Genomic DNA, 8,750 nt, shown 5'->3' with positions numbered 1-8,750 from the left:
GACAACTTTAGAACTAGAATTCTCATCGCTTCGAATATCAAAAAGGAGAGAACCAATTCGGTCCTCTCCAGATATTAGCTGACATCAACCCACTACAGTTGACAAAGAGCCCTTTTTTGATTACATGAAACCAATAACACGGGCAACAATACCAACAACGAAAAGTCCGATGATGATTGTGATTGGTGAAACTTTCTTCTTAAGCAACCACATGCAGAGGAAGGTAAGGAGAAGTCCCATCAAACCTGGAATCAAAGAGTTAATTTGTCCTTGAAGGGTATTTGTCTTTTCAGGAGTCAAGCTCAAACCGCCTGCAACATCACCCAAGATTTTTTGAAGTTGCTCACCAGTTACAGCACCTTTAGGGAAGTTGATATAAGCTCCTTCAGAGAGTTTTGTAGATGGCAATTGAAGCGCAAAGCTAACGTTTACCCAGCGTGCAACCAATACAGCCAAGATAAACATACCAAGGATTGAAGCACCTTTAGTGATGTCTTGGAGGATACCACCAGACATGTCTTTTGTGATTTCAGAACCAGCCTTATAACCCAATTCTTGAGTGTACCACAAGAAGGCCATACGGATTGCATTCCAAAGAACGAAGAAGAGGAGTGGGCCGATGATATTTCCTGACAGAGCAAGAGATGCACCGAGTGCTCCAAGGATCGGACGAACTGTGAACCAGAAGACAGGGTCACCGATACCAGCCAAAGGTCCCATCATACCGATTTTAACCCCTTGGATAGCTGCATCGTCAATTTCTGCACCATTTGCTTTTTCTTCTTCGAGGGCAAGTGTTACACCGATGATTGGAGCAGCAACGTATGGGTGAGTATTGAAGAATTCCAAGTGACGCTCAAGAGCAGCAGCTTGATCTTCTTTTTTAGTATAAAGTTTCTTGAGAGCTGGAATGAGTGCATATGCCCAACCTAAGTTTTGCATACGTTCGTAGTTCCAAGAACCTTGCAAGAAAGTAGAACGCCACCAAACTTTTTGACGGTCTGATTGTGATAATTGAATTTTTTCAGTCATGATATAGCAGCTCCTTTCTTAGTAGTCTTCTAGGATATCGCCGATTGGGTCGTTAGATGTAGCAGAACCGCCACCACCGTTTCCGCCTTTCTTAGAAAGGTTGAGGTAGATAAGGGCGATCGCTACACCGATAGCACCAAGGGCAATCAAAGTCAATTGGCTAACAGCAGCAAGAGCAAAACCGATAGCAAAGAATGGCCATACTTCGCGAGTTGCCATCATGTTGATAACCATAGCGTAACCAACGGCAACAACCATTCCCCCGCCGACTGCCATACCGCCTGCCAACCAATCAGGCATCATAGCAAGCAAGTTTTGTACTGCTTCTGCAGGGATTGCAAGAAGAAGGGCTGCAGGAACAGCGATACGAAGACCTTGAAGAAGGAGAGCTACAAAGTGAGCACGTTCAACGCTAGCAAAGTCACCATTTTTAGCGGCAGAGTCTGCAGCATGAACCAAGGCAACAGAGATGGTACGCACGATCATAGTAAGGAAGAGACCAGCTACGGCAAGAGGAATCGCGATTGTAGTTGCAACTGTGATACCTTTGTCAGTGAAGTCTCCACCTTGCACCATGATGATAGCAGCAGCAACTGAAGCCAAAGCAGCGTCAGGAGCAACGGCAGCACCGATGTTAGCCCAACCAAGAGCGATCATTTGAAGAGATCCGCCAAGGATAACACCAGCAGTTAAGTTACCAGTTACAAGACCGATCAAGGTACATGCAACCAATGGTTGGTGGAATTGGAATTGGTCCAAGATACCTTCAAGACCAGCTAGGAAGGCAACAAAGACTACTAAAACCATAGAAATAATAGACATGTTTTAAATCCTTTCATAATAATATGAGAGCGAAACGTTTAAGATTATTGAACGTTGGCTTTGTTAATTAAGTCAAACAAATCTTTTTTAGAGTCATTTGGTACTTTACGTACGTCGAATTCAACTCCGAGATCACGCAATTTTTCGTAAGTAGCCACATCGTCCTTGTCCATTGATAGAACGTTGTTGACCATTGTCTTACCGGTTGAGTGAGCCATTGAACCGACGTTGAGAGTTTTGATTGGCACACCGCCTTCGACAGCACGCAGAGCATCTTGTGGAGTTTCAAATAAGATAAGAGCGTGAGTATTACCGAAACGTGGATCTTTTGAAACAGCAATCAGCTTATCAATTGGAACAACGTTGGCTTTGACATTACCAGGTGCAGCTTGTTTGATGAGTTCTTTACGGAGTTCATCATTCGCTACAGAGTCAGAAGCAACGATGATACGGTCTGCTTTTGAATCTGGAGTCCAAGCAGTTGCAACTTGTCCGTGCAGCAAACGTGTATCGATACGAGCCAAATTGATTTTCAGTTTGCCATCTCCGATAACGGTTCCTTCTGGAATAGCTGCCTGAGCAACAGGTGCGGCAGCAGGTGCAGCACTTTCTGCAACTGGATTCAGTTCTTCTGGAAGTGCTTTGACGCCTTCCTTAGCTTCCTTGATGATATTTGCAACGACAGCATCTACGCCAGCGTTTGCATCCATCATGCGCTCTGTGTAGGCTTGAATTAGCATAGGCAGGTTCAAACCTGTAATAATAGCGAACTTGCGGTCTGGATTTTCACCCATGACACGGCTAGCTTGGTTAAATGGAGACCCACTCCAAAGGTCAGCCAAGACCAATACCTCATCGTTCGCATCAAACGAAGCCACAGCATCATTGAATTTTGCATACAAATCGTCAGGACCTTCGTTTGGCATGAAAGTTACAACTTGAACTTTCTCTTGCTCACCAAAAATCATAGAACCTGACTGATGAATGCCGGCAGCAAATTCACCGTGGCTGGCAATAATGATTCCAATACTCATTATTGTTTTTCCTCCTTATAAAATGTTTGACTTAAGTTTAAGAAAACTTTAAGGCTAGATATTATTATAAAACGTTTTCATGAAAAATGCAAGTGATTAGGCTAAAGTGACATCGATTTTCAAATAAATTTCTCAGAAAAAAGCCTATTAAATTCCCATTTTTCATACTTTTAAGCACTTAAATAATTAGATAAAAATTAGGAAATGGCATTAAATCTATTAATATATGAAACGAAAAGAAAACAGTTGAAAGCAGAAGTTGAAAAATGAAATTGCTAATGTTTGAAAGTATGTTTATTTTCCTGAAATAAGAAAAAACGAATCCTATTTAGGACTCGTCCACTGACTTTATAAGAATAAATTGTTAAGCTCATGTGCCACGCCGTCTTGGTCATTGGTCAGTTTAAGTTGCTGGTCAGCAAAGGGAAGCAGGGTTTCATTGGCATTTTTCATGGCATAGCCCGTTCCTGCAAACTCCAGCATTTCTGTGTCATTCTGCTCATCACCAAAAGCGATTAGGTTTTGGCGATCGACATTGAGGATATTGAGCAGGTATTGGAGGGCGAAGGCTTTATTGACGCCTTTAGGATTGCACTCTAGGATATTGAGCGGGCCTCCCCAGGTATTAATAGCGAGCTTATGCTGATAAAAAGCATTCATTTCAGCAGCAAGGGCATATTTATCGGTTGCATGCGTTTGTAGCAAAATGGCATTAGGATTTTTGGTTACCAGTTGTGGTTGAAATTGATTTTCCGGTTTAAAATTCTCAATGCCAAACAGCTTAGGATCTGCGATCTCTTCATCTGGATTTGTGATGTAGAATTTTTTGCGGTATTCTCCAGCAATGAAATCAGCTTCAATTTCCTCTTTTCGCTGGACCATATCTAGTAAAAAGGACTTGTCTACCGTCAAGGACTGCTCAAATTCCCATTTTTTGTCAGGGATGTGCGTCAAGGAACCATTGAAATTAATCATAGGCGTATTGAGCTCCAATTCCTTATAAAAGTTTAGAGCCATACGGTAAGGACGTCCAGTGGTGATGATGACCTTGTGTCCTTTAGCTGATATTTTTTTGATGGTTTCTTTGGTAAAGTCAGACAGTTTACTCTCGGAATTCAGCAGAGTTCCGTCCAAGTCTACGGCGATTATTTTTTTTGTCATTTTTTTCCTCGTCAAGTATGGTACAGTCTATTATAACAGAATTAAGATTAAATGGCACAAGTTGTGGTATAATATTTCCTCAATAGATGAAATGCGATTGTTTTTTATTATTTTTCTTCTATAAAAGAGCGATATTTCGAGCGAAGGTGGAAATCTTGTATGCGCAAACCAATTTTGATTCACATTTTTTTCATGTTGATTTCGATTGTTGTTTATATTCAGGGGATAAGTGTCCAAGGTCCAGATTTGATCTGGAACATGATTTTGGCCCTGATTGCTTATGATTCTGCTGTGTTGACGGTAATTTTCAACACGCAAAAATGGCTTTACCCGCTTCTGCTGATGGTCTGGCTGGTCTTTTATCCGAATACCTTTTATATGCTGACGGACTTGGTCCACATGACCTGGGTGGGGGATGCTCTGTGGAATCCTGTCAGTATGCATCTGTTTATGGCTTTTGTACCGAGTATTTTATTTGGAGTTTATTGCGGGGTTGAAAGCTGGAATATCCTGCGTGAGCGCTGGAAGTTGACTTGGTGGCTGGATATGCTTGCGGTAGGTGTCCTGTCTTATCTGTCGAGTCTGGCAATTTATATCGGCCGTTATGACCGGCTCAACTCTTGGGATCTGGTGACGCGGCCACAGTTAGTTGTCCAAAAGTTACTGGAAACATTTCAGAGGGAACGTCTGGTATTTATCCTTGGATTTACCTTTATCCAAGTGATGAGTTTGCTCTTTTTAAGTAGAGAAAATAAAAAATAAGACACGTTAAAGTATTTTTTGGAGCATTAGGGTTGAAAAAGTGAATGTTTTTGAGTATAATCATATTATTGTTCGTAAATAACGAATAAGTAGCACTGTTTTAAAGAAAATCAGGAGTTCTCTTTTAATCAGTTGCCATAAAACAATTTAGGAGATTATCTATAATGGATAAATTATTTAAACTCAAAGAGCACGGTACGGATGTTCGTACGGAAGTTCTCGCTGGGTTAACGACTTTCTTTGCTATGAGCTACATCCTCTTTGTCAATCCAGCCATGCTGTCGCAAACGGGTATGCCGGCTCAAGGTGTCTTTCTAGCTACGATCATCGGATCCGTTGCTGGAACGCTCATGATGGCCTTTTATGCCAACCTTCCTTACGCACAGGCGCCAGGTATGGGGCTCAATGCCTTCTTTACTTTCACGGTTGTCTTTAGTTTGGGCTACACTTGGCAAGAAGCTTTGGGCATGGTCTTCATCTGTGGTCTGATCTCGCTCTTTATCACTTTGACTAAGATTCGGAAGGCTATTATCGAGTCCATTCCATCAGCTCTGCGTTCAGCTATTTCTGCTGGTATCGGTGTCTTTCTAGCTTATGTAGGGATTAAAAATGCCGGATTGTTGAAGTTTTCAATCGATCCAGGCAACTATGTAGTAGCTGGTAAGGGAGCTGACCAAGCCAAAGCTGCTATCACAGCCAATTCAGCTGCAACTCCCGGACTGGTTGATTTCAATAATCCAGCAGTTTTGCTGGCACTGCTTGGTCTAGCAATCACGATTTTCTTTGTTATCAAAGGCATCAAGGGTGGCATCATCTTGTCCATCTTTGCAACGACAGTAATAGCCATTGCTGTTGGTTTGGTTGACCTGTCTGCTATTGACTTTGGTCAGCATAATCTCGGAACGGCATTGACAGAACTTGGACAAATTTTTGGTGTGGCAGTTGGTCCAGAAGGCTTGGGAGCTCTCTTTGCTGATACGGCTCGTCTGCCTCAGACATTTATGGCTATCCTTGCCTTCTCTCTGACGGATATCTTTGATACCATCGGTACCTTGATCGGAACTGGTGAAAAGGTGGGTATCGTAGCGACTTCTGGTGAAAATCATGAATCAGAAGGTTTAGACAAAGCTTTGTATTCTGACTTGATTGGGACCACTATCGGTGCGATTGCAGGTACTTCTAATGTCACTACTTATGTAGAGTCTGCAGCCGGTATCGGAGCTGGTGGACGGACTGGTTTGACAGCCTTGGTTGTGGCGCTTTGCTTTGCGGTATCTAGCTTCTTTAGCCCGCTTTTAGCAATCGTTCCGACAGCAGCAACTGCGCCAATTTTGATTGTCGTAGGGATTATGATGTTGAGCAGCTTGAAAAATATCCAGTGGGATGACATGGCAGAAGCCATTCCAGCCTTCTTTACTTCAATCTTTATGGGTTTCACCTACAGTATCACGCACGGGATTGCAGCAGGCTTCATCATGTATGCTCTTGTGAAAGTTATCAAAGGTGAAGCCAAGGAAGTGCATTCAATGATTTGGATTTTAGACTTGCTCTTCATCCTCAACTTTGTCAGTCTAGCCTTGTCTTAAAAATACGTAAGAAGTTGGAATCTTCCAGCTTCTTTTTGGTATCAACAATCCATTTATGATACAGCGGCTAATACTGGTCTTATCTCTTAACAGAAGATACATGAACGTCGTCAGTATAGACGTTCTAGAGATTTGTATTGAAACATGTTATTTTCTTTAAAAATTTAAGCGTAAAACCAAATCTTTTGGTATAATATAAGAATGTTTAGTCATAATGAGGAAGAATTAATCGAATGGGGCCAGCGTCTCGGAGGCTTGCTTCAGGAACAAGATATTTTGGTTTTGACGGGAGATTTGGGAGCGGGGAAAACTACCTTTACCAAGGGATTGGCTAGGGGTCTCGGTATCAAGCAAATGATAAAAAGTCCGACTTATACGATTGTTCGGGAGTATGAAGGCCGCTTGCCACTTTATCACTTAGATGTTTATCGGATTGGTGAGGATCCAGATTCGATCGACTTAGATGATTTTCTCTTTGGTGAGGGAGTTACCGTCATTGAATGGGGAGAATTATTGGAGGACAGTCTGCCAGATGATTATCTGAAGCTGACAATTCTGAAGAAAGCTGATGGACGCGAGCTGGTCTTTGAAAGCAAGGGGCGCCGTTCTCAGGAACTACTTGAGGAGCTGAAGCATGGCTGAATTTGAATTGGCCTTGCGCGAGGCAGAACAGACGGATGCAGAGACTTTGATTGCTTTTCTAAATCAAGTTGGGGCTGAGTCGGATTATATGACCTTAGATGAAGCTGGGATTTTGATGGATGAAGGTCAGATGGCCAGTTTCATTCAGCACCAAGCGGAGTCAGAGAATCAGCTCTATCTATTAGCGCTGCTCGATGATGAAATCGCAGGTCTTGTTAGTATCACGGCGGATTTTCATGAGCGGATTCGGCATATCGGGCAAGTCTTTATCGTTGTCAAAAAAGCTTTTTGGAATCAAGGTCTCGGCCGGATCCTGCTGGAAGAGGCTTTGGATTGGGCGGAGAATAACAGCAGTCTCCGACGATTGGAGCTAACTGTTCAGGTTAGAAATGAGCGAGCTGTCCATCTCTATAAAGAGTTAGGTTTTGAAATTGAAGGCCTCCAAAAAAGAGGGGCCTATTTAACAGAAGGGATATTTCTGGATGTTTACCTGATGGGTAAGCTGATAGATTGATGGAAATATGTTTAAAAAAATTTTACTAATGTTTTTAAGTCTTTTCGCAGTAACGGCAATCGGAGTAGGGGCTTACGCTTGGACTATTTACAATCAGTCGACGGACACCTTGTCCCGCACTTATAAAGGTTTAGGAAATGAAACAAATGTCATTGCCGAAACCAAGCCTTTGACAATTCTGTTGATGGGAGTAGATACAGGAAGCGGTTCGCGTTCTGATGCCTGGCAGGGAAATAGTGACTCGATGATCCTTCTCTCAGTCAATCCTAAAACAAAGAAAACGGTTATGATGAGTTTAGAGCGGGACATTCTAACTCAAATTGATGAAAAAGGTCAAACGACCGAAGCCAAACTTAATGCGGCCTATGCTTATGGCGGTGCAGAATTAGCCATTTCGACGATTCAGGATTTGATGAATATCCATATTGACCGCTATGTGATGATTAACATGCAGGGTTTGGTTCAGCTGGTGGATGCGGTTGGCGGAATTGAGGTCAACAATACCTTTGATTTCCCGATTTCCATCGAAGAAAATGAGCCAGAATATACCGCAACTGTTGAGCCAGGTAAGCATTTGATCAATGGGGATCAAGCTCTGGTCTATGCTCGTATGCGTTATCAGGATCCAGAGGGAGATTACGGCCGTCAAAAACGCCAGCGTGAGGTTATTCGAAAAGTTGTTGAAAAAGTGCTGAGCCTCAATAGCGTTAGTCACTATCAAGCTATTCTACGAGCAGTGAGCAATAACATGCAGACCAATATTGCCTTGGATTCTGGAAGTATTCCTCAGTTACTAGGTTATCAGGATGCCTTTAGACATATTCAATCTGAGCAGCTGCGTGGAGAAGATGCGACATTGGCAGACGGTGGCAGCTATCAGTTGGTAACTTCAGAGCATTTGCTTGAAATGCAAAACCTAATCCGTAAAACTTTGGGGCTGGACTTGGTAAAAAGTTTGAAAACCAATGCGGTTCTTTATGAGGATTTGATGGGAGGCAATAGTCTCAGGAGTACAGATTCAAGTTCATATGAAGAATATAACGGAACCTATGATGCTACCAGCCAACCGGCAACTTATGGTGGTGGATATAATTCCTATTCGGCGGAGGTGCCTAGCAATGCAGAAACAGTACCATCAGTTTCTTCTGTGGCACCAACTACTACCACAGGGGTTAATGGTACTCCTACAACAGCAGA

At 42.6% G+C, this 8,750-nt stretch carries 9 protein-coding genes; 5 read left to right on the top strand and 4 right to left on the bottom strand.

Annotated features, from left to right (window positions below; all coding sequences use genetic code 11):
• Positions 1-120 precede the first annotated feature (120 nt).
• From STRDD04_RS09895 to STRDD04_RS09880, 4 genes are all read right to left on the bottom strand, one after another.
• The gene (locus STRDD04_RS09895) at positions 121-1,032 is read right to left on the bottom strand and encodes a PTS system mannose/fructose/sorbose family transporter subunit IID (protein ID WP_062201920.1); all 912 of its coding nucleotides are present in this window, start codon (positions 1,030-1,032) and stop codon (positions 121-123) included.
• 18 nt (positions 1,033-1,050) lie between these two features.
• Positions 1,051-1,854: a PTS mannose/fructose/sorbose transporter subunit IIC gene (locus tag STRDD04_RS09890; RefSeq protein ID WP_062201918.1), complete on the bottom strand. Its 804-nt coding sequence runs from the start codon at positions 1,852-1,854 to the stop codon at positions 1,051-1,053.
• A 44-nt stretch (positions 1,855-1,898) separates the two neighbouring features.
• Positions 1,899-2,888, bottom strand: coding sequence for a PTS sugar transporter subunit IIB (locus STRDD04_RS09885; protein WP_062201916.1), 990 nt, complete (start codon positions 2,886-2,888; stop codon positions 1,899-1,901).
• A 348-nt stretch (positions 2,889-3,236) separates the two neighbouring features.
• Positions 3,237-4,049 (bottom strand): Cof-type HAD-IIB family hydrolase, encoded by an 813-nt coding sequence (locus STRDD04_RS09880; RefSeq protein WP_062201914.1) that lies wholly within the window; start codon positions 4,047-4,049, stop codon positions 3,237-3,239.
• 159 nt (positions 4,050-4,208) lie between these two features.
• Here STRDD04_RS09880 and STRDD04_RS09875 point away from each other — a divergent pair, with 159 nt between their 5' ends.
• The 5 genes from STRDD04_RS09875 to lytR form a co-directional block, all read left to right on the top strand.
• The gene (locus STRDD04_RS09875) at positions 4,209-4,811 is read left to right on the top strand and encodes a DUF1361 domain-containing protein (RefSeq protein WP_062201912.1); all 603 of its coding nucleotides are present in this window, start codon (positions 4,209-4,211) and stop codon (positions 4,809-4,811) included.
• A gap of 164 nt (positions 4,812-4,975) precedes the next feature.
• Positions 4,976-6,397, top strand: coding sequence for an NCS2 family permease (locus STRDD04_RS09870; RefSeq protein ID WP_062201911.1), 1,422 nt, complete (start codon positions 4,976-4,978; stop codon positions 6,395-6,397).
• 201 nt (positions 6,398-6,598) lie between these two features.
• The gene (gene tsaE / locus STRDD04_RS09865; RefSeq protein WP_062201909.1) at positions 6,599-7,039 is read left to right on the top strand and encodes a tRNA (adenosine(37)-N6)-threonylcarbamoyltransferase complex ATPase subunit type 1 TsaE; all 441 of its coding nucleotides are present in this window, start codon (positions 6,599-6,601) and stop codon (positions 7,037-7,039) included.
• Positions 7,032-7,553 (top strand): GNAT family N-acetyltransferase, encoded by a 522-nt coding sequence (locus tag STRDD04_RS09860; RefSeq protein ID WP_062201907.1) that lies wholly within the window; start codon positions 7,032-7,034, stop codon positions 7,551-7,553. The genes tsaE and STRDD04_RS09860 overlap by 8 nt, the downstream gene beginning before the upstream one ends.
• A gap of 7 nt (positions 7,554-7,560) precedes the next feature.
• Positions 7,561-8,750, top strand: a 1,190-nt coding sequence (gene lytR / locus STRDD04_RS09855; RefSeq protein ID WP_197460099.1) for a glycopolymer--peptidoglycan transferase LytR, incomplete at its 3' end; no start/stop codon positions are given.

The organism is Streptococcus sp. DD04 (assembly GCF_001578725.1).
GTDB lineage: Bacteria > Bacillota > Bacilli > Lactobacillales > Streptococcaceae > Streptococcus > Streptococcus sinensis.
This window is presented reverse-complemented; position numbering and strand designations above follow the sequence as displayed.